Consider the following 25,538-nt stretch of genomic DNA (forward strand, 5'->3'; position numbering starts at 1 on the left):
TATCAAGCGTGCACTTCAGGATGAGCGAGGCGGTGCTGGTGCAGGATGAACTGGCGCAGGCGCTCGGTTTCATCGGCGACGTCTTGGCTGAGCCGATAAGCGAACAGGCCGCGTGCGGTTTCCCGTTCGAACGTTCCGCGCACCGCGATGCGTTCGTAACCCGAAGGGCTGAACCATAGGGAAAAGGTTTTCGGCGGCTTGATCCGGCCGCGAATTTCTACCAGCACACCCTTGAATGACACCTCATGTACCCACAGCGCGCCCGGGTTGCCCCTGACATTTTCCAACGCCACCGGGGTCTCGAGTGCGAGGCGCCACGGCCGGATCATTGGCCCGTCCTCGAAAATACTCGGCACGCCCAGGCGCAGGTGAACGGCATGAAACTCATCTTCCACCAAGTGCAGTGGGAAGGTGAGCTGCTGGTTGTCGAACTGCGCCTGGATGGTGACGTGGTCGTGGGCCGCCAGGCGAGTGAGGAGGTCGCGAATCTGCGCACCGCCGTTGACCGTCAAGCTCGACGATGCATCACGCAGGTTCAATTGCGGATTGTGCTGCAGGGTCTGGATGAAATCCAACTCGTCCTGCGTCAGGAGTGCATCGCGTCGCATGGGGCTTGCTCAACGGGGGGGCGGGAGGTGCTAAAACGCCATTATCCTCTTAATGAGCGTTTTTTCTAATTTTTGTTAGATCCACTCGTCGCTTTGAGTGCCGCCAGTTCAGCCTTGAGTTCTGCGACTTGCGCCTCCAGTTGAGCCACGCGCTGCTGGGCTTTGACCTGAACCGTCACGTCTTTTTGCACGCCGACGAAATACGTTTGTTTGTCCGCCGGGTTGTAAGTGGTGGACAGCGACAGCTCATTCCAGAAGTGCGTGCCGTCCTTGCGGTAGTTGCGCAAGGTTTCGCGGCAGCTTTCGCCGGCGCTGAGGGCCTCGCGAATGGCGATCAGAGCGGGCTGGTCGCGGTCACCGGACTGCAGGAAACGGCAATCCTGGTAGAGGATCTCGTCGCGGGTGTAGCCGGTGAGGCGCTCGAAGGCCGGATTGACGTAGATCAGCGGCAGGTCCTTGCCTTCCCGTTCGGCGATAACGATGCCGTCATTCGAGGCATCAATGACCATTTGCATCAATTGGGCATTAATCATTCAGGTGGATCCATCCATTTGAGGAGTCGCAAGTTTAAGACAGCGTGGCAATCTTTCCAGCGGGCGTGACGTTTTTTTGTAGGGGGCGGTCGAGCTGCTAATATCCCACGCTTTCGCTCAACCACAGGATCAGATTGATGAAAGTCGCCATCCTTTCCGGCTCGGTCTACGGCACTGCTGAAGAAGTCGCCCGCCACGCTGCCGATATCCTCAATGCTGCCGGTTTCGAGGCCTGGCATAACGCTCGCGCCAGCCTGGCGGATGTACAGGCGTTTGCGCCGGACGCATTTCTGGCGGTGACCTCCACCACGGGCATGGGCGAGTTACCCGACAATCTGCAACCTCTGTACTCCAGCATTCGCGACCAACTGCCCGCCGCCTGGCGCGGCCTGCCGGGTGCGGTGATCGGCCTGGGCGACGCCAGCTATGGCGATACCTTCTGCGGCGGCGGCGAGCAAATGCGCGAGCTGTTTAGCGAACTGGGCGTGCGCGAAGTGCTGCCGATGCTGCGCCTGGACGCCAGCGAAAGCGTCACCCCGGAAGCCGATGCCGAACCGTGGCTGGCCGAGCTGGTCACTGCACTGCGCGGCTGACCGGAAACTCGCGCAACAACGCCAGCCAGGCCTGGGCGGCTTTTGACAGATACGCGCCCTCACGCCAGGTAAACGCAATGTCCCAGCGCAGGTAGTCGGGCGCCTTCAAGGTGAGGCGCACCACGCCCGGTCGCAACAGTCCACGGGCGACCACGCTGGGCAGCAGCACCACGCCCTGGCCGGCTGCGACCAGGGCGGCGAGGAAGTCAGCCTGGCCGCTGCGGCCGATTTCCCTCGGGGTGAAGCCCACCTGCTGGCAGGCCTGGATCAACCGATCATTGAGCACAAAGCTGCGCTGGTACATCAGAAACGGGGTGTCCGCCAGTTCCTCCAGGCGCACTTGGGCATTCTGCGCCAGGGGATGATCCATCGGCAGCAGGGCGTCGAGCGGTTCATCGCAGAAGGCTTGTCGGGCGAAGGCCGGATCACTTGAGTTCAGGCAGCCGCCGACATCCAGTTCACCATTGAGAATCGCCTGTTCGATCGTGCGACTGCCACCTTCCAGCAACTGGATGGTGACGTTCGGGTAGCGCCTGCGGTACTCGGCAAACAGCCCGGCGAACAAGGTATCGCCCGCCAGTAGCGGCAAACCCAGGCGCAACTCGCCACGGGTCAGTTGCTGCATATCATCCAGCTCACTGAGCAATTCCGTCTGCAAACGCAGCATGGCTTCAGCCCGTTGCAGCACCACCTCCCCGGCGGCGGTCAGGCGGATGTGCGAACCGGTACGTTCCAACAGCGGCGTGCCCAGGCTTTGTTCCAGTTGCGCGACTTGTTTACTGACGGCGGATTGACTGATGTGCAGGGTTTTCCCGGCCTGAGTGAAGCCGCCCCGGTGGATCACTTCGACAAAGCTGCGCAGTTGTTTGAATTCCATGCCTTCAATTCCAAAGTGGAATAGCTGACAGTCTAAAAATTCGCTGTGGGGATGGGGCAGGTCTCTCTAAAATGAAGGCCTGCGAGGACCCAAAGCCCATGAAACGTTTCACCCGTTTGTTGATTGAACTGATCGCGCTGCTGGCCATTTACCTGCTCGGTTGCCAGCTGGCCGTATGGCTGACGCTGCCGATCCCCGGTGGCGTGGTGGGTTTGGGACTGCTGCTGGCAACCTTCGCCAGCGGACTGATCAAGCCGGCTGCCCTGCAATTGGGGGCCGGTGTGTTGATGGCTGAGATGCTGCTGTTCTTCATTCCCGCGCTGATGAGCCTGCTGGACTATGGCGGCCTGTTGCGCAATGACGGCTGGCGCATCCTGCTGGTGATTGGCCTCAGCACCCTGGCAGTCATGCTGGTGACCGCGTTCACCGTCGAACTGGTGTGCCGTTGGAAGCTACGCCATGAAGTTTGAACTGATGCCGGTGTTCTGGCTCGCCTTGACCTTGAGTGCTTATATCTTCAGTCGCTGGATCTACCGCTGCACCGGGCGTTACCTATTGTCGCCACTGATCCTGGTACCGGTGCTATTGCTGGCCGTGGCCGTGCCGATGAACACCGCCTACGCCGAATACTCTGCCGACACCCATTGGCTGATGCTTGTGCTTGGCCCGGTGACAGTGGCGTTCGCGGTGCCGATCTGGCAACAGCGCAAGTTGCTGGCGCGTTACTGGTCGGCCTTGTTGCTGGGCATGATCGCGGGCAGCGCAGCGTCCATTGCCACCTCGTTCGGTTTGGCCAAGGCCCTGGCGTTGGATCCCTCGGTAGCCCTGTCCCTAGTGCCACGCTCCATCACGACACCGTTCGCCATGCCGGTGTCCTCCGACCTTGGCGGCGTGCCGGAACTGACGGCTGTGTTTGTGATGTTCACCGGCGTGTTCGGCGCCATGCTCGGCGGTGTGCTGCTGAAGTGGTTGCCGCTGCGCACACCCTTGGCGCGCGGTGCGTTATTCGGCGTGGGCGCCCACGGCGCGGGCGTGAGCCGTGCCCATGAGGTGGGCGGCGAAGAGGGCTCCGTCGCAGGCTTGGTGATGGTGCTGACGGGCCTGCTCAACCTGTTCGCCGCGCCTTTATTGGCGGCACTTCTCTGACGTTGCGAGTACGAGATTGAACTATCCTCAACCCTGACTCGCACGGTCATCAAGCTGGCTGCCAAGGCAACTCCGGCAGCCTCAAGGTCTGACTAGACTGGCCCATCACTCAAAAAACAATAAGAAAATGCGCCAAGGAGGTCGTTGCCGTGAGCCTAGCCCCCGTTCTATCGCCACAGAATGTCAAAGATCAGGTCAGCGCCGCCGAGTGGCAAACCCGCGTCGACCTGGCAGCCTGTTATCGCCTGGTGGCGATGCACGGTTGGGACGACCTGATCTTCACCCATATCTCGGCCAAAGTGCCGGGCACCGATGACTTCCTGATCAATCCTTATGGGCTGATGTTCCATGAGATCACCGCATCGAGCCTGGTCAAGGTCGATCAGGCCGGCAACAAGCTGATGGACAGCCCCTACGAGATCAACCCGGCGGGCTATACCATCCACAGCGCCATCCATGAAGTGCGCCACGATGTAACCTGTGTGCTGCACACCCACACCGCCGCAGGGGTCGCAGTGGCGGCGCAGAAACAAGGCGTGTTGCCGATCAGCCAGCAGTCGATATTCGTGCTGTCGAGTCTGGCCTATCACGCCTACGAAGGCGTGGCGCTGAACCACGAAGAGAAGGCCCGCTTGCAGGCCGACCTGGGCGAAAACAATTTCCTGATGCTGCACAACCACGGCTTGCTGACCTGCGGCAGCACCATCGCCGACACCTTCTTGATGATGTTCACCTTCCAGCGCGCCTGCGACATCCAGGTGTTGGCGCAAAGCGGTGGCGTTGAACTGATCAACATCGGGCCGCAGATTCTCGCCGGCGCCAAGGCAATGGTGGCGGCGGTCACAAAGAGCGCACAAGGCATGGGGGGCGCGCTGGCCTGGCCGGCGTTGCTGCGCAAACTGGACAGCCTCGATCCCGGGTATAAAACCTGATGCCACTCACCGAGATCCCGCTCAGCGCCTGGCGCAAACGCAGCCAGACGTTCGACTTCCACGGCCGCACCCTTCGTTACTGGGTGGCGGGGCAGGGCGAACCGTTGCTGCTGATCCATGGCTTTCCCACCGCCAGCTGGGACTGGCACTACCTGTGGCAGCCCCTGGCCCAGCGCAATCTGGTGATTGCCTGCGACATGCTCGGTTTCGGCGACTCGGCCAAGCCACTGGATCACGGTTATTGCCTGCTGGAACAGGCAGATTTGCAGCAGGCACTGCTGGCACATTTGCGCGTAGAGCAGCCGGTGCATGTGCTGGCACACGACTACGGTGACAGCGTCGCTCAGGAACTGCTGGCCCGGCATTACGAAGGGCGCTTTCACATGGCCAGTTGCGTGTTTCTCAACGGTGGGCTATTTCCCGAAACCCATCGCCCGGCACTGGTGCAAAAACTCTTGCTCAGCCCGTTGGGCTGGATGATCGGCCGCGCCTTCGGGCGCAATGCCTTGGCGAACAGTTTCAACCAGATCTTCGGCCCCAACACCCGCCCCAGCGAAAGCGCCCTGGATGATTTCTGGAGCCTGATCGACTGCCATGACGGCACACGCATCCTGCACAAACTCATTGCGTATATCCCTCAGCGCGGGCGTATGCGTGAGCGTTGGGTGGCGGCGATGCAACGCGAGGAAGTGCCGCTGCGAGTGATCGATGGCGAGATGGACCCGATCTCGGGCGCTCATATGGTGGCGCGTTACTGCGAGTTGGTGCCCCACGCCGACACGGTGCTGTTGGCCAATATCGGGCACTACCCGCAGATCGAGGCGCCGGTGCAGGTGCTCAAGCATTACCTGGCGTTTCGCGAACGCATTGCTGGCCCGGTGAGGGAGCTGGCGTACCTGCGATAGCGTCGCGGCGATTCAACTCAAAGGCCGAGGCGCTTGCATCGTCGGCATGCCCGTTCCCACATGATCATCCCTCTGCCTTATCGAGCACCATTCAGGCTCAGCCGTGGTTATTGTGACCATGGCCCCCGTGCCTGACACTCGACCCATTCCCATTGTCGCCATTGGAGTTCGGTATGAGTGAGTCAGTGCAGTTTCAGGATAAGGTCGTGATCGTCACCGGTGCCGGCGGCGGGTTGGGCCGTGCCCATGCGCTGCTGTTCGCCAAACATGGCGCAAAAGTGCTGGTCAACGACCTGGGCGGTTCCACCCAGGGCGAAGGCGCCAGTGCCTCGGCCGCCGACCGCGTGGTGGCTGAGATTCGCGAAGCCGGCGGCATCGCCGAAGCCAATCATGACTCTGTCACCGACGGTGACAGGATTGTGCAGAATGCCCTCGACGCCTTTGGCCGTATCGATGTGGTGGTCAACAACGCTGGCATTCTGCGCGACAAGACCTTCCACAAAATGGACGACAGCGACTGGGACCTGGTTTACCGGGTGCACGTCGAAGGCGCCTACAAAGTCACCCGTGCCGCCTGGCCCCATCTGCGTGAGCAGGGTTACGGCCGGGTGATCTTCACCGCGTCCACCTCGGGCATCTATGGCAACTTCGGCCAGTCCAACTACGGCATGGCCAAGCTGGGTCTGTATGGGCTGACGCGCACCCTGGCGCTGGAAGGCCGCAAGAACAACATCCTGGTCAACGCCATTGCTCCCACCGGCGGCACGCGCATGACCGAAGGCCTGATCCCGCCGCAGGTGTTCGAGCGCCTCAAGCCGGAGCTGGTCAGCCCATTGGTGGTGTACCTGGGCAGCGAAGCCTGCCAGGAAACCTCGGGGTTGTTTGAAGTCGGCGGCGGCTGGATTGGCAAGACCCGCTGGGAGCGCAGCCTGGGCGTGGGCTTTGATCCGGAGGCGGGCTTCTCGCCCGATGACGTGGCGGCGCATTGGCAACAGATCTGCGACTTCGAGGGGGCAGCGCACCCCAAGGACAATATCGAAGCGCTGAAGGAGATGATGGCCAATTTGCAGAAATACAGCCTGTGATCGTTGCTTGAAAAAGCTTGAATCCTACGGGGCGCTGATAGCGCCCCGTTTTATTCCAGGCATAAAAAAGGCCGCTGCATAGGCAGCGGCCGAAGTAAGACGTTGGATCAAGGAGCGACAAATCAACGTCAGTGAACACCGGTAATAGACTGAAAACAGTCATCAATCTATGTAAATCTGGCTTTCCTTCCGGTTGAGGAAGCGGGCCGTTTGCCCTGAAAGCCCGGTAAGAATAGCCGCTTGTAACAAAATGAGTAATGCCGATTCGTGACAAGGACTGTTGCTGAATCAGCAACAGTTTCGACGTTCTCCATACATTCCCCTGATAACCCGCCATCCATCCAATGCATGCCTGCGCCCGGAGCCCCGGCCAGAGCGCTCAGTCATCCTTTTGAGTGACAACACGAATCCCTCCTTGGTGCGCTTATCGCTCCTGATGGGCGGCAGTAGGGTGGGGCCTTCTGTCACTCACCGGGGAAGACGCATGACAAGAACAACAATGCGCGCCATCTTCAGGCCACAGGCGCTGGCCGCTGCGGTTGCGTTGGGTTGCTGTGCTCAGGCACAGGCTGTTTCATTCAACATTGGCGAGATCGAAGGGCAATTCGATTCTTCGCTGTCGGTGGGTGCGAGCTGGGGCATGCGCGACGCCGATAAAAAGCTGGTGGGCACCGTCAACGGCGGTACCGGCCAGGCGTCTACCGGTGATGACGGGCGCTTGAACTTCAAGAAGGGCGAAACCTTCTCCAAGATCTTCAAGGGCCTGCATGACCTTGAGTTGAAGTACGGCGACACGGGTGTATTCGTGCGCGGCAAGTACTGGTACGACTTTGAACTGAAGGATGAAGACCGCGAGTTCAAACCGATCAGTGACCACAACCGCAAGGAAGGCGCCAAGTCCAGCGGTGCGCAGATTCTGGATGCCTTCGTCTATCACAACTATTCGCTGGGTGATCTGCCGGGCACCGTGCGAGCGGGCAAGCAGGTGGTGAGCTGGGGCGAAAGTACCTTCATCGGTAACTCCATCAACAGCATCAACCCGATTGATGTGTCGGCGTTCCGCCGTCCGGGGGCCGAGATCAAGGAAGGGCTGATTCCGGTCAACATGCTGTTCGCGTCCCAGAGCCTGACCAATCAGCTGACGGTCGAAGGTTTCTACCAGTTGGAGTGGGACCAGACGGTGCTGGATAACTGCGGCACCTTCTTTGGTGGCGACGTGGCAGCGGACGGCTGCACCAACAACTACACCGTCGGGAACCCGGCAATCAGGCCATTGCAGCCTGTGGCGGCGGCGTTCGGCCAAGGATTTGGCGCGACCAGTGAAGGGGTCATCGTACGTCGCGCCGGGGACCGTGATGCACGGGATTCCGGCCAGTTCGGCGCCGCCCTGCGCTGGCTGGGGGACGACACCGAGTACGGCCTGTACTTCATGAACTACCACAGCCGCACGCCAACGGTGGGGACCATCACCAACAACACCAGCCTGGCCACCCTGGGTGCTATTTCCGGCACCGCCAACGGCATCGTGCCCGGCTCCGGCGCGGGCTTGGTCCAGAGCCTCATGCTCGGCCGTGGCCAGTACTACTTGGATTACCCGGAAGACATCCGCTTGTTCGGCGCCAGCTTCTCCACCACCTTGCCCACCGGCACCGCGTGGACCGGTGAGATCAGCTACCGGCCCAATGCCCCGGTGCAACTCAATACTACCGATCTGACCCTGGCCCTGATCAACCCCGTCGCCGGCCAGTTGGCCTCACCCATCCGCAGCAACTTCGGCGACGACAACAAAGGCTATCGCCGTAAAGAGATCACCCAGATCCAAAGCTCCATGACCCAGTTCTTCGACCAGGTCCTGGGCGCCGAGCGCCTTACGGTGGTCGGTGAAGCGGCCATCGTGCACGTCGCAGGCCTGGAAGATAAAAGCAAACTGCGTTACGGCCGGGACTCGGTGTACGGCGCCTACGGTTTCCAGGGTGACACCGACGGTTTTGTCACCTCCACTTCCTGGGGTTATCGCGCGCGGGCGATCCTCGACTACAACAACGTGATTGCCGGGATCAACCTCAAGCCCAACCTGTCTTGGTCCCATGACGTCGCCGGTTATGGCCCCAATGGCCTGTTCAACAAGGGCGCCAAGGCCATCAGCGCAGGGGTCGACGCGGACTACCGCAACACCTACACCGCCAGCCTCAGTTACACCGACTTCTTTGGCGGCGACTACAACACCCTGACCGACCGCGACTTCCTCGCCCTCAGCTTCGGCGTGAACTTCTGATCTGGCTTAAACAAGGACAAACATCCATGCGTAAGACAATTGCAGTGTTGGCCCTGAGCCTGTTGGCCGCCAACGTGATGGCAGCGGTGTCGCCGGAAGAGGCGGCCAAGCTGGGCACCACCCTGACCCCGGTGGGCGCCGAAAAAGCCGGCAACGCCGACGGCTCGATTCCGGCGTGGACCGGCGGCATTCCGAAAAATGCCGGTGCGGTGGACAGCAAGGGCTTCCTGGCCGACCCGTTCGCCAGTGAAAAACCGCTGTTTGTGATTACCGCAGCCACCGTCGACAAGTACAAGGACAAACTCTCCGACGGCCAGGTGGCGATGTTCAAGCGCTATCCCGAGACCTATAAGATCCCGGTGTACCCAAGTCACCGCACGGTCAACCTGCCGCCGGAGATTTACGAGTCGATCAAGCGCAGTGCGCTGAACGTCAAGCCGATCAACGATGGCAACGGCCTGGAAAACTTCACCGGCAATCGCTACTACGCCTTCCCGATTCCCAAGAATGGCGTGGAAGTGCTGTGGAACCACATCACCCGTTACCACGGCGGCAACTTGCGGCGCATCATTACCCAGGCCACGCCGCAGACCAACGGCAGCTACACGCCGATCCGCTTCGAAGAGGAAGTGGCGGTGCCGCAGTTGATCCCGGACATGGACCCGGCCAAGGCGGCCAACGTGCTGACCTTCTTCAAGCAGTCGGTGACGGCCCCGGCGCGCCTGGCGGGCAACGTGCTGCTGGTGCATGAAACCCTCGACCAGGTAAAGGAGCCGCGCCTGGCGTGGATCTACAACGCCGGCCAGCGTCGCGTACGCCGCGCACCGCAAGTGGCGTATGACGGTCCGGGCACGGCCTCCGACGGTCTGCGCACCTCGGACAACTTCGACATGTTTTCCGGTGCCCCGGACCGCTACGACTGGAAGCTGGTCGGCAAGAAGGAGATGTACATTCCCTACAACAGCTACAAGCTCGACCAGCCGACACTCAAGTACGACGACATCATCAAGGCCGGCCACATCAATCAGGACCTGACTCGCTATGAGCTGCACCGCGTGTGGGAGGTGGTGGGCACGGTCAAGCCGAGTGAGCGGCATATCTACGCCAAGCGCCACATGTACATCGATGAAGACAGCTGGCAGGTGGCGCTGGTGGATCACTACGACGGCCGTGGCCAACTGTGGCGTGTCGCCGAGGGGCATGCGCAGTTCTACTACAACCACCAGACCCCGGCGTATACCGTGGAAACGCTGTACGACATCATCGCCGGGCGCTATATCGCGCTGGGCATGAAGAACGAGGAGAAGAGCAGTTTTGTGTTCGGTTTCAATGCCAAGGCGGCGGACTACACGCCAGCGGCATTGAGGGCCGAAGGCGTGCGCTGATCCCGATGTGAAATGCCCCCCCACTGTGCGAGCGTGTTCGCACAGTGGGGGGTGTATGCCTTGAATTTTATGCCCGCCAATCACCCTGCTGAATACTTCTTCAACAACCGCCGACCACAGGACTAGGGTAGGCGCCAGGTTGCATAACAATAAAAAGCAGGATGCAGCAATGACCGCCATGACCCGCTGCCTGGACCGTCCTGGATTCATGCCTCGGCTGTCCGCCCACCATCTGTTGCGCCCACGCTTGGCCGAGCCTTTGCTGGCGGCGCAGGTGAGGGTCAAGTTGTTGTGCGCGCCCGCTGGCAGTGGCAAAAGTGCGTTGTTCGCCGAATGCGCGCTACAGGCACCCAAGGATTGCCCGGTGCACTGGTTGCCGCTCAACGGTATTGCCCTGAGCCCCCTCGATCTTTGCCAGCGCCTGGCGCAGAACCTCGACCTGCCGTTCATCGATGAAGCGACACTGCTGTCGGACCTTGCGCGTTGGCAGGCCCCGGCGTGGGTGTTCCTTGATGACTTCTGCCGTTTGCCCGCGCCGGACACCGACGCCTTGCTCGATCGCCTGTTCACCGCCAGCAGCCCGGCGCTGACTTGGTGGCTGGGCACGCGGCGGCGCCCGCTGTGCAACTGGCCACGGCTGCTGCTTGACGATGAATTGCTGGAGTGCGGCGCAGACCTGGCGTTCAGCCCGGTCGAGATCCAGCAGCTGCTCACTCATGCGCCAGGGCAGTCCGTCGACCAGGTGCTGCAGTTCAGCGCCGGCTGGTGTGCCGGTGCACGCATTGCCTTGCTGGGTGACGGCCACCCGGAAAAGACCTTGCTCGATTACTTGCAACACGAACTGTTCAGTACCTTGCCACCCGAACTGGCCGAAGCCTGGCGCGTACTGGCCCATCTGCCGCGCTTCAATGCGGGATTGTGCGAGCACCTGTTCGGCTTTGGCGACGGTAATCAATATCTGCACGATCTGCAGGCCCTCGGCGCGTTTATCCAGCCCTGGGAAGACACCGAGTGGCTGCAGGTCTTTCCACCACTCGCCGATTTGCTGCGTGATGAGCCTTGGCCGGCCAAACGTTCATGGCACCGTCGCGCCTGCCAATGGTTCACCGCCGAACAGGACTGGCAGGCTGCGTTTGAACACGCACTGCTCGCCGAAGAATATGAAGTGGCGGTGAGCCTGTTGCAGCACTTCAGTTTCGAGGACCTGTTCCGCCAGCAGAACGCGATGCTGCTGTTGCGCCTGCATGAACAGCATGGCGATGAACTGATGCTCGGCTCGGCGCAGTTGGTCGGGTTGCTGACGGCGGCGTTGCTGTTCGCCGGGCGCTTCGAGCAAGCCGCGCAATGCATCCACCAACTGGCGCGGTTCGCGCCGCAGCCGACGGCGGCGAAACAGCGTTATCTGCTGGCCCGCTGGCAGGCGCAGTGGGGCTGGTTGCTGCATCTGGGCGGTGATGCCGAGCGCTCGCGGGAGCATTTCCTCGAAGCGCTACACGCCTTGCCCGACAGCGCCTGGACGTCGCGGCTGATGTGCCTCTCGGGCCTGACCCAGCAAGCCTTGCTGCGCGGTGAGCTGGACGTGGCCCAAGGCCTGAGCCGCGAAGCCTTGTGCCTGGCCCGCGCCCATGGCTCGTTGCTGCTCGAAGCCTTGTTGGAGCTGGACCACGCGCAACTGCTGGAACAGCGTGGTGCCCCCTACCGGGCCCAGAGCCTGTTGGAAAATGTGCAGGCGATGTTGCTCAAGCAGCGCCTCAAGGCCGGGCCCTTGGTCGGGCGCATCGCCTTGAGGCGGGGGCATCTGGCGTTGCGCCAGGGGCAGGACAGCCTGGCCGCCGAGTGTTTCGAGGCGGGCTTGAAGATGTGCCTGCACAGCCAGGACAAGCGCGTGCTCTATGGGTTTCTCGGCCTGGCATTGCTGGCCGCCAACCGCGGTGACTACGCCCAGGCCTTTGTGCAGCTGCGCGACGCCGAACGGTTGATGCAACAACGTCAGGTGCCGGACACGGTGTATCGCGCGGTGTTGCTGCTGGTCAGTGGGCATTTCTGGTTGCAGCAGGGCCGTGCCGAACTGACGGTGGAAGCGGTGCGCCGCGTGCTTCGCCACTTTCGTGGGCCCCAGGCCAAACAGGCCCCGCCCGCCACCCTGGAATTGGTGCCGCGCCTGGAGTATCTGCTGGTGCTGGCTGAAGTGAAGCTGGGGGGTGCCGATCAACCCGTGGCACGGCTCACGGCCTTGCTGGAAACCGCCCATCAGCGCGGCATGCTCTGCCTGGAAACCGAACTGCGCCTGGTGCTGGGCGAAGTGGCCTGGCAAGTCGGCGACTGTGCGCTGGCGCGCCGCTCGCTGCAAACCGGGCTGGAGTTGGCCGCGCGTTGCCAGGTGCAACAGGCGATTCGCGAACTGCGGTTGCGATCGCCGGGGTTGTTGAGTGAACTGGGCATGGAGCCGCAAGCGCCCGTCTCGGGTGCGGTAGAGAGTCCACTCAGTCAGCGCGAGCTGGAGGTGCTGCAGTTGATCGCGCTGGGCAACTCCAACCTGGAAATCGCCGACCGCCTGTTTATCTCCCTGCATACGGTCAAGACCCACGCGCGGCGTATCCACAGCAAGCTCGGTGTGGAGCGACGCACGCAAGCAGTGGCCAAGGCCAAGACCCTGGGGTTGATGGCCTAGGCGCAGAACGCCTGGCGGTATTCGCCGGGGGTGGCACCCATGGCCTGGCGAAAGCGATGGGTAAAGTGGCTGGCGCTGGAGAACCCGCACATCAAGGCGATTTCACCCAAGGGCAGGGCGCCACTGCGCAGCAGTGCCTGGGCGCGGGTGAGGCGGCGCGCCAACAGGTATTGATGGGGCGGCAGGCCGAAGCTTTGGCGGAACATCCGTGCGAAATGGTATTCCGACAGCGCGCACATCCCGGCCAATTGACCCAGGCTGATCGGGTCTTCCAGATGCTGGTCAATGTACTCCGCCAACCGCCGTCGCTGATGTGCCGCCAGCCCGCCTTTCAACCTCAGCCCTTCGCGGGCGCCGACCTGGCTGAGCAGGGTGTGGCTGAGCATTTCATGGGCCAGGCTGCTGGTCAGCAGGCGCTCGGCGGGCTCGTGCCAGTTCAGTGCGATCAACTGGTGAAAGCGCCGGGCCTGGCTGGCATCTTCCAGAAAGGTGCTTTCGCGCAGTTGCAGGGTGCGCGGTTCGCGGTCGAGCAAGGTGACGCAGCCCAGGGCGAATTGCTCCGGGCTGAAGTACACATGGGCCAGGCGGATTTCGCCGTTGATCACCCAGGCTGACTGATGCTCGGCGGGCAGGATGCACAACTTGTCCGGCCCGCCCTTGGTGCCTGGCTGGTCGCGCCGAAACGTGCCGGTGCCGCCGCCGATGTAGCACGACAAGGTGTGATGACTGGGCGCCTGGTAATCCTGGGCATCGTGATGGTTGCTCCACAAGGCCGCAGACAAGCCGTCACCGAGCTCGGCGCAGGCTTCAAGGCGTGCATTGGGCGAGCGGTTAAGGGCTTGAAAGACTTGCAGGGATTCCAGATCAGGCATGGTTCGTACTCTCCGACGCCTTGCATCCTACTCCGCGCGGCGGACGCTGTGCGCCCACCGCCCGACAAAAGCGCAAGATTGTGCAAGAGCGCGCGATGGGTCGCAGGCCACACTGTGGCTCAATCGATGGAGCCCGCTATGAACCTTTCCCTGTATTTACTCACCGTGTTGATCTGGGGCACCACCTGGATTGCCCTCAAGTGGCAACTGGGCGTGGTGGCAATCCCCGTGTCCATCGTTTATCGCTTTGGCTTGGCGGCGCTGGTGTTGTTTGCGCTGTTGTTGCTCAGCCGTAAGTTGCAGGTGATGAACCGGCGTGGGCACTTGATCTGCCTGGCCCAGGGGCTGTGCCTATTCTGCGTCAACTTCATATGTTTTCTGACGGCCAGCCAGTGGATTCCCAGTGGGTTGGTGGCGGTGGTGTTTTCCACGGCCACGCTGTGGAACGCGCTGAATGCCCGGGTGTTTTTCGGCCAGCGGGTGGCGCGTAATGTGTTGATGGGCGGCGGGCTCGGCTTGATGGGCTTGGGCCTGCTGTTCTGGCCGGAACTGGTGGGGCATGCCGCCAGCCCGCAGACCTTGCTCGGTTTGGGGTTGGCGTTGCTCGGGACCCTGTGTTTCTCGGCGGGCAACCTGTTGTCGAGCCTGCAACAGAAGGCCGGGCTCAGGCCGCTGACCACCAATGCCTGGGGTATGGCGTATGGCGCGGCGATGCTTGCGACCTATTGTGTGGTACGCGGGATTCCCTTCGAAATGGACTGGAGTGCACGCTACATCGGCGCGCTGTGGTACCTGGTGATCCCAGGTTCGGTCATCGGCTTTACCGCGTACCTGACCCTGGTCGGGCGCATGGGACCGGAGCGCGCCGCTTATTGCACCGTGCTGTTCCCGGTGGTGGCGCTGAATGTGTCGGCGTATGCCGAGGGGTATCAGTGGACGGCGCCGGCATTGGCGGGGTTGGTGTTGGTGATGGTGGGGAATGTGTTGGTGTTTCGGAGGGTGAGGGTGGTTCAGGCTGTGAATCCGGTCCTCCAGGCAAAACAAATTTAATGTGGGAGCAGGCAAGCCAGCGCCCACATTCGAATAGTGTTGTCTCCTGCATTTGACCAGGGTTGTTTGGGTTATTTGAGGCCTAGGCGTTTGGCCATTCGGCCGAGGTTGGCGCGGTCCAGGCCGAGTTCGCGGGCGGCGCTGGCCCAGTTGTGCTGGTGGCGTTCCAGGCAGGCGCTGATCACCTGGCGCTGATACTGCTCGGTGGCCTGGCGCAGGTCGCCGGTCACGACGGGTGCGCTGCCGGTTTGCTCTTCGATCAACGGTGCGCTGACATCGGGCAGGTCCAGGTCCTGGGCATTCAAACTGAGAATCTTCGGACGCTCGCGACAGTTGCCCAGGGCTTTCAGCGCGCTACGTCCGATCAAATGCTCCAGTTCCCTCACGTTGCCCGGCCAGTTATAGGCCAGCAGTGCCGCCTGGGCGTCGCTGGTCAGGCGCAGGCTGCCCAGGCCCATGCGTGAGCGGTTCTGTTCGAGGAAGAAACCGGCCAGCAGCAACACATCGCGCCCGCGTTCACGCAGCGCCGGTACTTGCAGCGGGTACACGCTGAGGCGGTGATAGAAGTCGGCGCGGTAGCGGCCATTGCGCACTTCATCGGCGAGGTCGCGGTTGGTGGCGGCGATCAGGCGCACATCCACCTGGTGCTCCTTGTCCGAGCCCAGGCGTTGCAATTGGCCGCTTTGCAGCACTCGCAGCAGCTTCGCTTGCACGGTGAGTGACAGCTCGCCCACCTCATCGAGGAACAGCGTGCCGCCATTGGCCAGTTCGAACTTGCCGCGGCGTTCGTTCAACGCGCCGGTAAAGGCGCCGCGCACATGGCCGAACAGCTCGCTCTCCACCAGGGTTTCCGGCAGGGCGGCGCAGTTCAGGCTGATCAGCGGTTTATCGGCGCGCGTCGAGGCGGCGTGGATGGCCTGAGCCACCAGTTCTTTGCCCACCCCGGTTTCGCCGGTGATCAGCACGGTGAGGTCACTGCCACCCACCAGCTTGATCTCCTCCACCAGGCGCTTGTGGGGTTTGCTTTGGCCGATCATTTCCTTGTGCTGCTGGCCGCTCGCCTCGCGGTAGATTTCGGCGCGCAGGGTCAGGCGCTCGATACGTTCGGCGACGTTGACGGTGGCGGCGGCGAGGCTGGCGAAGGCTTGCAGGGCATCCAGTTCAACGCGTTCAAAGCGCTCGGTGTCGAGGGCGTCCAATGTCAGCAGACCCCAGGGCTGATCGTCGACGAACAGTGGGCAACCCATGCAATCGTGGACTTCCAGGTGTCCATGCAATCCATCGACCAAGCCGTCGTAGGGGTCGGGCAATTCGCTGTCACTGTCGAACCGCGTGGGACCTGGGCTGCTCAGTAACACGGCAAAACGCGGGTGTTCGCTGACCTTGAAGCGTCTGCCCAGGGTGTCGGCGCTTAAACCGTCGACCGCCAGCGGCACCAGCCATTCGCCGTCCAGGCGCAACAGCGCGGCGGCGTCACAAGGGAGCAGGGCGCGCATGGCCTGTAATAGACGGCGATAACGCTCGCCTTCGGGCAGTTCACGGGACAGGTCGGCGACCAGGGGCAGCAGGGTGGTGAGCAGCGATTGCGCAGTCATAATGACTCCTTGTAGTCCTTATGACTATAAGGTCTAGGAGGTTATATTGACTACATATTAATTAAGTTGTTGAAAAAATTGGATTTATTAGTTGGCACGAATACTGAGTAGGTAAAGGCAATCAGTAAAAAAGCCCAGGAGGCTCTCATGCTTAGTGCCCAAGACCGTGCCATCGTCAAATCCACCGTGCCCCTGCTGGAAAGCGGCGGCGAAGCGCTGATCACCCATTTCTACCGCATGATGCTGTCTGAGTACCCGCAAGTTCGCCCGCTGTTCAACCAGGCCCACCAGGCCAGCGGCGACCAGCCCCGTGCCCTGGCCAACGGCGTGTTGATGTACGCGCGGCACATCGACCAGCTCGACCAACTGGGCGACCTGGTGGCCAAGATCATCAACAAGCACGTGGCCTTGCAGATCCTGCCGGAGCATTACCCGATCGTCGGTGCCTGTCTGCTGCGCGCGATTTCCGAAGTATTGGGCAGCGAGATTGCGACCCCCGAGGTCATGAGTGCCTGGGGCGCGGCCTATGGCCAGCTGGCGGATATCCTGATCGGCGCCGAGGCGGCGATCTATGAAGAGAAAGCCCAGGCGCCCGGTGGCTGGCGAGGGGCGCGGCCATTCCTGTTGGTCAAGCGTGTGGAGGAGAGTGACGAGATCATCTCCTTCTACTTTGCCCCGGCTGACAACGGCCCGATCCTCGCTGCCGCGCCAGGCCAATACATCGGCATGAAACTGCTGCTCGATGGTGAGGAAGTGCGCCGCAACTATTCCCTGTCGGCCCTGACCGACGCCGGCGTGTACCGCATCAGCGTCAAGCGCGAAGCCGGCGGGCGGGTGTCCAACTACCTGCATGACCAGATGCAGGTGGGGGCGACCATTGACCTGTTCCCGCCTTCGGGTGAGTTCACCTTGGCGGCCAGCGACAAACCGCTGGTGTTGATCAGCGGTGGGGTGGGCATCACGCCGACCTTGCCGATGCTCGAAGCGGCCCTGGCCTCCGAGCGTCCGGTGCACTTTATCCACTGCGCACGTAACGGCGGGGTGCATGCGTTCCGTGACTGGGTGGATGCCCTGGCGGCCAAACACCCGCAGCTCAAGCGCTACTACTGCTACGCCGAAGATGACGGTGTAAGCCCCGCGGCGGACAAGGTCGGCCTGCTAAGCCAGGACCAACTGGCCGCCTGGTTGCCAGAGCAGCGTGACATTGACGCTTATTTCCTGGGCCCCAAAGGCTTCATGGCCACGATCAAACGCCACCTCCAGGCCCTGGGTGTACCCGAGAAACAAAGCCGCTACGAGTTCTTCGGCCCGGCTGCGGCACTGGAATAAGGTTCGGCGTTAAACCGAGTCGGCATCATCGCGGGCAAGCCCGGCTCCCACGGGGAAATGCGCCCCCCCTGTGGGCGCTGGGCTTGCCCGCGATGGCGTCCGTACTGCCACAACATTTCTCCAGATTAATCCCCCGTTAACCCCTCTCTGTTTAAACCACTCCCTGTGTGTAAACTTGCGGCCATTGGCACAACCAAACAAAGGGAAGCGGATATGAGTGACGAATTGCGTTTAGGCAGGGAGCGGCGCTTTCTGGTGTTGCTGGGCATCATCTGCCTGGCGCTGATTGGCGGTGCGCTTTATATGCAGGTGGTGTTGGGCGAGGCGCCATGCCCGCTGTGCATCCTGCAGCGCTACGCCTTATTGCTGATCGCGATTTTTGCGTTCATTGGCGCGGCCATGCGCACCAAAGGGGCTCTCACGTTTTTCGAAGGGCTGGTGATACTCAGCGCCCTCGGCGGTGTGGCCGCAGCCGGTCACCACGTGTACACCCAGTTCTTCCCGCAGGTCAGCTGCGGCATTGATGTGCTGCAACCGATCGTCGACGACCTGCCGCTCGCCAAGGTGTTCCCCCTGGGCTTCCAGGTCGATGGCTTCTGCAGCACCCCGTATCCGCCGGTGCTGGGTCTGTCCCTGGCGCAGTGGGCGCTGGTCGCGTTCGTGCTGACCGTGATCCTGGTGCCGTTGGGCATTTACCGGAATCGCCAGCGCAAAGCCTGAGCCCGTCCCTGAAACGCCCCGGTCCTTCTTGAGGGAAGACCGGGGCGTTTTTGCTTGTAGGGATTTGTGAACAGAACGTGACACCGGACAATTTTAGGTGTGCGCAGTGTGCGACATGTTGTCACACGGAAGCGTCCGCAGGACGTTTCTGACCCGCCGAACCGCCGCCAAAATTTGCATCAAACCGCCAAGATGTGCTGTCAGTTCGTGGTGGCGACAGGGCCGCGAACCTCACGCCGCGCCAGCAATTGCGTGATGTCCGAATGCCTTGTTTTATGGGGGCTTGCATCGGTTTGGCTTGCCCTTACAGCCCGTAAGGGCTGCGGCGGATGGGCCTATAACACGGCAATTTTTGTGGTTTTTGTTGAGAATCTAACGCGATAAGATCGCGCACCTTTGCAATATTGGTGAAGGATTATTGCTGTAATCGATAAAAATTATTTCTTTATAAGACATGGTTTATACATCGCTAGCTAACTACAATCGCCCGCACTGAATGTCCTGCGCTGTTCAATATTTGAGCACAGGAGCGGTCGAGGGGCAGATGGATGGCTCTGTGCGACCCCAAGGTTCCGGCAGCCTTTCAACTATCCGCACCAAATGGAATTGGTCTGTAACAAGGCCTTTAACCACGAAATCGAATAAGAACTCACCGCAGGTCCGTGAAACGCCCCCTTATGGCGTACCGGGCAGGCTCTTATTCAATCGAAGAGAAATGCCAACCCTTGGCAGGGTGAAGTGTTGGCGATCAAAACCCAACTGCATTGCGCAAGCTGCTTTAGAGGTCGTGAGATGAGTAAAAACAGGTACCCCCGATTACTAGGCTTTTTGCCGCTGCTTGGCATGATGTTAATGCTGGGAGGCTGCAAGTGGACCTTGATGGACCCAAAAGGACAGATCGGTCTGGATCAACGAAACCTGATCATCACCGCCACCCTGCTGATGCTGTTGGTCGTGGTGCCTGTGATCATCATGACCTTCGCCTTCGCCTGGAAATACCGCGCGTCGAACACCAACGCGACCTACGCGCCGAAGTGGTCGCACTCCACCAAGATCGAAATCGCGGTGTGGCTGGTACCGATCCTCATCATCATCGCCCTGGGTTACATCACCTATAAGTCGACCCATGAGCTGGACCCGTACCGTCCGCTGGAGTCCGACGTCAAGCCGATCAATATCGAAGTGGTCGCGCTGGACTGGAAGTGGCTGTTCATCTACCCGGACCTGGGTATCGCCACGGTCAACGAGATCCAGTTCCCGGAGAACACTCCGCTTAATTTCCGGATCACCTCCGACGCCGTGATGAACTCGTTCTTCATCCCAGCCCTGGGCGGTCAGATCTACGCGATGGCAGGCATGCAGACCCGACTGCACCTGATCGCCAACGAAAAAGCTGAAATGGAAGGCATCTCCGCAAACTACAGCGGCGCTGGCTTCACCGGCATGAAATTCAAAGCGATCTCGACGAGCCAGGAAGGTTTCAACGCCTGGGTAGCCGAAGTCAAGGCCGCACCTAAACAGCTTGATCAAGCTGAATACGATGCCCTGACCAAACCGAGCCAGAACAACCCAGTCGCTCTGTACTCCGCGTATGAGCCGAACCTGTTTCAGAAAATCGTCGACAAGTACGAAGGTATGAAGCCAGGCAAGCCGGTCAAGCACGAGAAGAAAGAAGTGGCCGCGGTTGAAGGTTCTGAGACGGGCTCGCATTCAACTGCTGGGGCAGAGGAGTAAACGATGTTTGGTAAATTAAGTTGGGATGCGGTCCCGTTCCACGAGCCGATCGTAATGGTGACCATCGCCATGATCGCGCTGGGTGGTCTGGCACTGTTTGCAGGTATCACGTACTTCAAGAAGTGGACCTACCTGTGGACCGAGTGGTTGACGTCGGTCGACCACAAGAAAATCGGCGTCATGTACGTCATCGTTGCCATGGTCATGTTGCTGCGTGGTTTTGCCGACGCCATCATGATGCGTACCCAGTTGGCCATGGCCACCGAGGGTTCGCCTGGCTACCTGCCACCTGAACACTATGACCAGATCTTCACCGCTCACGGTGTGATCATGATCATCTTCATGGCGATGCCATTCTTCACCGGCCTGATGAACCTTGCCTTGCCGCTGCAGATTGGTGCCCGTGACGTTGCCTACCCGTTCCTGAACTCCCTGAGCTTCTGGCTGCTGGTTTCCGGCGTGGTGCTGATCAACGTGTCCCTGGGCGTCGGCGAGTTCGCCAAGACCGGTTGGGTTGCGTATCCGCCATTGTCGGGCCTGCAATACAGCCCTGGCGTGGGTGTGGACTACTACATCTGGGCGCTACAGTTATCAGGACTCGGGACGACATTGACGGGGGTCAACTTCCTGGCCACCGTCCTGAAAATGCGCGCCCCTGGCATGAAACTGATGGACATGCCGATCTTCACCTGGACCTGCACCTGGGCCAACGTCCTGATCGTGGCTTCGTTCCCGATCCTGGCCGCTACCATGGCGCTGCTGTCGCTTGACCGTTACCTGGATTTCCACATTTTCACCAACGAACTTGGTGGCAATCCAATGATGTACGTGAACCTGTTCTGGGCATGGGGTCACCCTGAGGTGTACATCCTGATCCTGCCAGCGTTCGGTATCTTCTCCGAAGTGATCTCGACCTTTACCGGCAAGCGCCTGTTCGGTCACCACTCGATGGTCTATGCATCGGGCGCAATCTCCGTACTGGGCTTCATGGTTTGGCTGCACCACTTCTTCACCATGGGTTCGGGCGCCAGCGTCAACGCCTTCTTCGGCCTGGCGACGATGCTGATTTCCATCCCGACGGGGGTGAAGCTATTCAACTGGCTGTTCACCATCTACCACGGTCGTCTGCGCATGACCAGCCAGGTCCTGTGGACCCTGGGCTTCATGGTGACCTTCGCCATCGGCGGCATGACCGGTGTACTGCTGGCCATCCCGGGTGCTGACTTCGTCCTGCACAACAGCCTGTTCGTGATCGCTCACTTCCACAACGTGATCATCGGTGGTGCGGTATTCGGTTACATCGCTGGCTTCAGCTTCTACTTCCCGAAAGCGTTCGGCTTCAAGCTGCACGAAGGTTGGGGCAAGGCTGCATTCTGGTTCTGGATCTCGGGCTTCTTCGTCGCGTTCATGCCGCTCTATGCTCTGGGCTTCATGGGCATGACCCGTCGTCTGAACGCTACTACCAACCCTGAGTGGGTGCCGTACCTGTACGTCGCCATGTTCGGTGCGGTGATGATCGCTGTGGGTATCGCTTGCCAGCTGATCCAGCTGTACGTGAGTGTCCGTGACCGTAAGCAGAACGCTTGCGAATCGGGTGACCCATGGAATGGCCACACCCTGGAATGGTCGACTTCGTCGCCACCGCCGTTCTACAACTTCGCCGTGATCCCGACTGCGAACACCATTGATGCGTTCACCGAAGCCAAGGAAGACGGTACTGCGTACCAGCGTCCTAAGCACTACGAACCGATCCACATGCCAAGCAACACCGCCACTGGCGTGGTGATGGGTGCGCTGTTGACCGTGTTTGGTTTCGCGATGATCTGGCACATCTGGTGGCTGGCAATCGCGAGCCTGGTGGGCACTATCGGTTACTTCATCATTCACGCTGCCCGTGATGATCAAGGCTACATGGTGCCGGTCGAAACGATCGAACGCATCGAAGCCGAGCAGCACGCTCGCCTGGTAGCCGAGAAGAAGATTCCGGCCAACCGTGTAGAAACCTCGTTGGAACAGGCTTAAACCATGTCGAACTTAGTGACCAATGCTGGACACGCCCATGTCGATGACCATGGGCACGATGACCATCACCACGACTCGGGGCCGATGACCGTTTTCGGTTTCTGGCTCTACCTGATGACCGACTGCATTTTGTTTGCGTCGATCTTCGCGGTGTACGCGGTACTGGTAAACAACGTAGCGGGTGGCCCGTCGGGCCACGACATCTTCGAACTGCCTTACGTGCTCGGCGAAACCGCCTTGCTGTTGTTCAGTTCGATCACCTACGGCTTCGCCATGTTGGCCTTCTACAAGGGCAACAAGAAAGGCGTACTGAGCTGGTTGGCCCTGACCTTCCTGTTCGGTCTGGGCTTCATCGGCATGGAGATCAACGAGTTCCACCTGCTGATCTCCGAAGGCTACGGCCCGCACCGTTCCGGCTTCCTGTCCGCGTTCTTCACGCTGGTAGGCACCCACGGTCTGCACGTAACGGCCGGCCTGCTGTGGATGGCGGTGATGATGTATCAGGTCAATAAACACGGCCTGACCAACACCAACAAGACTCGCCTGAGCTGCCTGAGCCTGTTCTGGCACTTCCTGGACGTGGTCTGGATCTGCGTCTTCACCGTTGTTTACCTGATGGGGACTCTGTAATGGCTAATGCACACTCCCATGACCATGACAGCCATGATGCGAGCCACGGCAGCGTTAAGTCGTACGCCATCGGCTTCATCCTGTCGGTAATCCTGACGCTCATCCCGTTCGGTCTGGTGATGTACCCGACTCTGCCGAAGTCGATCACTTTGATGATCGTACTGGCGTTCGCGGTGATTCAGGTTCTGGTTCACCTGGTGTACTTCCTGCACCTGGACCGTTCCAAAGAGCAGCGCGACAACGTGATTGCGTTCGTGTTTGCAGGGTTGGTAATCCTGCTGCTGGTTGGCCTGTCGATATGGATCATGTTCAGCATCCATACGTTCATGATGGCGAAGTGAGGTAAGACCCGATGTCGCTTAAGCACTTTATCCAAATCACCAAACCGGGGATCATTTTCGGTAACGTGCTTTCTGTGGCGGGCGGTTTCTTCCTGGCCTCCAAGGGACATGTCGATCTGGCCATCTTCCTGGCTGCAATGATCGGCACTTCCCTGGTGGTAGCTTCCGGATGTGTGTTCAACAACTGCATCGACCGTGACATCGATATCAAGATGGAGCGCACCAAGAATCGCGTGCTGGTCCAGGGCCTCATCTCCCTGAAGCTGGCACTGATCTACGCGACCGTCCTCGGTGTTGCCGGTGTGGCGTTGTTGTACAAGGTGGCCAATCCGCTGGCGGCGCTGTTTGCCGTGATCGGCTTTGTCATCTACGTCGGCCTCTACAGCCTGTACCTCAAGCGCAAGTCGGTTCACGGCACGCTGGTGGGCAGTCTGTCGGGGGCGATGCCGCCGGTGATTGGTTATGTGGCTGTGACCAATAGCTTCGACATGGCCGCGCTGACGCTACTGGTGATGTTCAGCCTGTGGCAGATGCCGCATTCGTACGCCATCGCGATTTTCCGCTTCAATGACTACCTGGCTGCTTCGATTCCGGTCTTGCCGGTAAAACGCGGCATCCAGGTCGCCAAGAAACACATCCTGCTGTACATCCTGGCCTTCCTTGTGGCGACCTTGATGTTGACCTTCAGTGGCTACGCCGGCATGAGCTACCTTGCCGTCGCCGCCGCCATGGGCATGTACTGGTTGTACATGGCCTGGACCGGCTACAAGGCGGTGGATGACACCGTCTGGGCACGCAAGCTGTTCGTGTTCTCGATCTTCACCATCACCGCGCTCAGCGTGATGATGTCCCTGGATTTCCAAGTGCCGAAAGAGCTGTTGCTGACCTACGCTCACTGAGTGGTCCCGCAGTGAAAAAGCCCCGCCGTCGAGAGACGCGCGGGGCTTTTTCTTGGGTGTGGTTTTAAATCTGCGCAGGGTTTTCTCGTCATACCCCTCTGTACGAGTTGTGCGAATCCATCACCCATCTACCAGGATTAGCCCTATGGTCAGCGTCAGTCGTCGGTCCCTTCTCGCCCTGGGTGCAGCCCTGCCATTGCTGGGGCGCCTCGATTGGGCGGTTGCAGCGCCGCCGCCGGAAAAGCCTGACAAGGTGCGGCTCAATTACAACGAAAGCCCTTACGGCCCCTCAGGCGCTGCGCGTGAGGCGATGCAGCGGGGTATCGCTACCGCTGGGTTTTATCCTTACGACTCTATGTATGCGTTGGCAGGACTGTTCGCCCAGCAGCAGGGGATTGCCGAAGAGCAGGTGGCGGTCTTTGCGGGTTCGATGGCGGCCTTGCGCTATGCGGTGCTGGCGTTCACCACTGAGAGCCGCGGCCTGGTGATGGCCATGCCGTCCTACGAGGTGCCGCGCCAAGCGGCGCGGTCGAACAAGGCACCTGTGAAGGAAGTCAGCCTGGGGGCCGACCACGCCCACGACATCCCGGCCATGCTTGCCGCCGATCCACAGGCCGGCATGCTCTACGTGTGCAACCCCAACAATCCTACTGGCACCATCACACCGACCGAGGCCATCCGCCACGCGTTGGCGAACAAGCCCAAAGGCAGCGTGCTGGTGGTGGACGAGGCTTACATCGACTTCGCCGACGTGCCCAGCGTGGTCAGTTGGGTGAAGGACCACGACGACCTGCTGGTACTGCGCACGTTCTCGAAAATCTACGGCATGGCCGGTGCCCGCCTGGGTTTGGCGATCGGCCACCCGGCGCTGCTGGAGCGGCTGGCCGTGTTTGGCGGCGACAACGTGCCGGCGGGCACCAGCTTGCTCGGCGGCCTTGCCAGCCTGGAAGACGTGAAGCTGTTGCCGCAACGCAAGGCCCTCAATAATCAACTGCGTGATGAGACCGTGGCGTGGTTGAAGGGGCGTGGTTTCACTTGCACGGCGTCACAGGCGAACTGTTTCATGATCGATGTGAAACAACCGGCGGAGCAGGTGATCGAGAAGCTGGCGACGCAGGGCGTGATGATCGGCCGGGTGTTTGAAAGCTGGCCGCAGTGGGTGCGGGTGACGGTGGGCGATAAGCGGGAGATGGCGCGGTTTCGCGAGGTGTTTGCAGCGCAGGTCGAACGCGCGGGTTAACCCCCTGCAAAACAAATGTAGGAGCTGGCTTGCCTGCGATCGCATCACCTCGGTTTCACTGATTGACCGAGGGGCTGCATCACAGGCAAGCCAGCT

At 60.6% G+C, this 25,538-nt stretch carries 23 protein-coding genes; 18 read left to right on the forward strand and 5 right to left on the reverse strand.

The features are described 5' to 3' along the window. Positions 1–2: 2 nt before the first annotated feature. A complete protein-coding gene (locus AB4O08_RS17330; RefSeq protein WP_010206462.1) occupies positions 3–608 on the reverse strand; it encodes a hypothetical protein in 606 nt (201 codons plus the stop codon). A gap of 65 nt (positions 609–673) precedes the next feature. Continuing rightward, on the reverse strand, positions 674–1,141 hold the full coding sequence (locus AB4O08_RS17335; protein ID WP_010206458.1) for a PAS domain-containing protein: 468 nt from the start codon (positions 1,139–1,141) through the stop codon (positions 674–676). 137 nt (positions 1,142–1,278) lie between these two features. Between AB4O08_RS17335 and AB4O08_RS17340 the strand changes: the two genes are divergently transcribed. Next, positions 1,279–1,734, forward strand: a complete 456-nt coding sequence (locus AB4O08_RS17340; protein ID WP_021492149.1) for a flavodoxin — start codon at positions 1,279–1,281, stop codon at positions 1,732–1,734. Here AB4O08_RS17340 and AB4O08_RS17345 read toward each other — a convergent pair. After that, positions 1,715–2,611: a LysR family transcriptional regulator gene (locus AB4O08_RS17345; protein WP_010206455.1), complete on the reverse strand. Its 897-nt coding sequence runs from the start codon at positions 2,609–2,611 to the stop codon at positions 1,715–1,717. The two genes, AB4O08_RS17340 and AB4O08_RS17345, sit on opposite strands and share 20 nt — an antisense overlap. A 98-nt stretch (positions 2,612–2,709) precedes the next feature. On the opposite strand from AB4O08_RS17345, the gene AB4O08_RS17350 reads away from it, so the two are divergent. The 8 genes from AB4O08_RS17350 to AB4O08_RS17385 all read left to right on the forward strand — a co-directional run bounded on the left by AB4O08_RS17350 (position 2,710) and on the right by AB4O08_RS17385 (position 13,010). Next, positions 2,710–3,081 carry a CidA/LrgA family protein gene (locus AB4O08_RS17350; RefSeq protein ID WP_010206454.1) on the forward strand — a complete coding sequence of 124 codons (372 nt, stop codon included), beginning with the start codon at positions 2,710–2,712 and terminating at the stop codon, positions 3,079–3,081. Then, entirely contained in the window at positions 3,071–3,757 is a 687-nt protein-coding gene (locus tag AB4O08_RS17355; RefSeq protein WP_460114241.1) for an LrgB family protein, read from the forward strand. Before AB4O08_RS17350 ends, AB4O08_RS17355 begins: the two co-directional genes overlap by 11 nt. A gap of 149 nt (positions 3,758–3,906) precedes the next feature. Next, positions 3,907–4,689: a class II aldolase/adducin family protein gene (locus AB4O08_RS17360; protein ID WP_010206451.1), complete on the forward strand. Its 783-nt coding sequence runs from the start codon at positions 3,907–3,909 to the stop codon at positions 4,687–4,689. Beyond that, positions 4,689–5,594, forward strand: coding sequence for an alpha/beta fold hydrolase (locus AB4O08_RS17365; protein WP_460114242.1), 906 nt, complete (start codon positions 4,689–4,691; stop codon positions 5,592–5,594). Before AB4O08_RS17360 ends, AB4O08_RS17365 begins: the two co-directional genes overlap by 1 nt. Positions 5,595–5,767: 173 nt before the next feature. After that, positions 5,768–6,679, forward strand: coding sequence for an SDR family oxidoreductase (locus tag AB4O08_RS17370; RefSeq protein WP_042571626.1), 912 nt, complete (start codon positions 5,768–5,770; stop codon positions 6,677–6,679). A 484-nt stretch (positions 6,680–7,163) separates the two neighbouring features. Next, the gene (locus tag AB4O08_RS17375; RefSeq protein WP_080662775.1) at positions 7,164–8,954 is read left to right on the forward strand and encodes a DUF1302 domain-containing protein; all 1,791 of its coding nucleotides are present in this window, start codon (positions 7,164–7,166) and stop codon (positions 8,952–8,954) included. A gap of 26 nt (positions 8,955–8,980) precedes the next feature. Next, positions 8,981–10,339 (forward strand): DUF1329 domain-containing protein, encoded by a 1,359-nt coding sequence (locus AB4O08_RS17380; RefSeq protein ID WP_042571625.1) that lies wholly within the window; start codon positions 8,981–8,983, stop codon positions 10,337–10,339. 169 nt (positions 10,340–10,508) lie between these two features. Next, entirely contained in the window at positions 10,509–13,010 is a 2,502-nt protein-coding gene (locus AB4O08_RS17385; protein WP_460114243.1) for a LuxR C-terminal-related transcriptional regulator, read from the forward strand. Here the strand turns inward: AB4O08_RS17385 and AB4O08_RS17390 are convergent. After that, positions 13,007–13,882, reverse strand: a complete 876-nt coding sequence (locus tag AB4O08_RS17390; RefSeq protein ID WP_045791642.1) for a helix-turn-helix domain-containing protein — start codon at positions 13,880–13,882, stop codon at positions 13,007–13,009. The genes AB4O08_RS17385 and AB4O08_RS17390 overlap by 4 nt on opposite strands. A 138-nt stretch (positions 13,883–14,020) precedes the next feature. On the opposite strand from AB4O08_RS17390, the gene AB4O08_RS17395 reads away from it, so the two are divergent. Next, positions 14,021–14,932 (forward strand): DMT family transporter, encoded by a 912-nt coding sequence (locus AB4O08_RS17395; RefSeq protein WP_010206442.1) that lies wholly within the window; start codon positions 14,021–14,023, stop codon positions 14,930–14,932. A gap of 71 nt (positions 14,933–15,003) precedes the next feature. On the opposite strand, the gene norR is transcribed toward AB4O08_RS17395, so the two are convergent. Next, positions 15,004–16,527, reverse strand: coding sequence for a nitric oxide reductase transcriptional regulator NorR (norR, locus tag AB4O08_RS17400; protein ID WP_010206441.1), 1,524 nt, complete (start codon positions 16,525–16,527; stop codon positions 15,004–15,006). Positions 16,528–16,674: 147 nt separating this feature from the next. On the opposite strand from norR, the gene hmpA reads away from it, so the two are divergent. From hmpA to ptaA, 8 genes are all read left to right on the forward strand, one after another. After that, entirely contained in the window at positions 16,675–17,856 is a 1,182-nt protein-coding gene (gene hmpA / locus AB4O08_RS17405; protein ID WP_460114244.1) for an NO-inducible flavohemoprotein, read from the forward strand. A 213-nt stretch (positions 17,857–18,069) separates the two neighbouring features. After that, complete coding sequence (locus AB4O08_RS17410) at positions 18,070–18,576, forward strand: disulfide bond formation protein B (RefSeq protein WP_010206438.1); 507 nt, start codon at positions 18,070–18,072, stop codon at positions 18,574–18,576. 792 nt (positions 18,577–19,368) lie between these two features. After that, a complete protein-coding gene (gene cyoA, locus AB4O08_RS17415; protein WP_183704112.1) occupies positions 19,369–20,310 on the forward strand; it encodes a ubiquinol oxidase subunit II in 942 nt (313 codons plus the stop codon). A gap of 3 nt (positions 20,311–20,313) precedes the next feature. Continuing rightward, positions 20,314–22,332: a cytochrome o ubiquinol oxidase subunit I gene (gene cyoB, locus AB4O08_RS17420; RefSeq protein ID WP_010206436.1), complete on the forward strand. Its 2,019-nt coding sequence runs from the start codon at positions 20,314–20,316 to the stop codon at positions 22,330–22,332. 3 nt (positions 22,333–22,335) lie between these two features. Further along, positions 22,336–22,962, forward strand: coding sequence for a cytochrome o ubiquinol oxidase subunit III (locus AB4O08_RS17425; protein ID WP_010206435.1), 627 nt, complete (start codon positions 22,336–22,338; stop codon positions 22,960–22,962). Further along, positions 22,962–23,303, forward strand: a complete 342-nt coding sequence (gene cyoD / locus AB4O08_RS17430; RefSeq protein WP_010206434.1) for a cytochrome o ubiquinol oxidase subunit IV — start codon at positions 22,962–22,964, stop codon at positions 23,301–23,303. The genes AB4O08_RS17425 and cyoD overlap by 1 nt, the downstream gene beginning before the upstream one ends. A gap of 11 nt (positions 23,304–23,314) precedes the next feature. Continuing rightward, on the forward strand, positions 23,315–24,202 hold the full coding sequence (gene cyoE / locus AB4O08_RS17435; protein ID WP_003194050.1) for a heme o synthase: 888 nt from the start codon (positions 23,315–23,317) through the stop codon (positions 24,200–24,202). Between the two features lie 145 nt (positions 24,203–24,347). Beyond that, a complete protein-coding gene (gene ptaA, locus AB4O08_RS17440; protein ID WP_010206433.1) occupies positions 24,348–25,442 on the forward strand; it encodes a pyoverdine biosynthesis transaminase PtaA in 1,095 nt (364 codons plus the stop codon). Positions 25,443–25,538 lie beyond the last annotated feature (96 nt).

It is taken from the genome of Pseudomonas sp. H3_E07 (assembly GCF_054668895.1).